The 239-nt window shown below is 69.5% G+C and carries 1 protein-coding gene; it reads right to left on the bottom strand.

Annotation, left to right across the window (positions count from 1 at the left end):
- Window positions 1–239 (bottom strand): LacI family DNA-binding transcriptional regulator (locus tag SB658_RS27215; RefSeq protein WP_410603653.1); only part of this gene is annotated, 239 nt, incomplete at both ends.

Raw genomic sequence — 239 nt, 5'->3', positions numbered from 1 at the left:
AGGTCCGCGAAGAAGGGGTTCGCGATGTTGATGACGCTCATGCCGACGAGGCCACTGCGGCCCTGACGCAGCTGCTGCGCGGCGCGGAGCGGCACATAGCCGAGCTCGTCGGCGACCTGACGCACGCGGTCCGCGAGCTCATCGCTGACGATCTCGGGGCGGTTGAGTGCGTTCGACACGGTGCTGATCGACACCCCGGCCGCCGCCGCGACATCGCGGATCCCTACGCGCTTCACGCC

It is taken from the genome of Bacillus sp. SIMBA_008 (genome assembly GCF_046535495.1).
In the GTDB taxonomy this organism is placed as follows: Bacteria; Bacillota; Bacilli; order Bacillales; family Bacillaceae; genus Bacillus; species Bacillus subtilis.
This window is presented reverse-complemented; position numbering and strand designations above follow the sequence as displayed.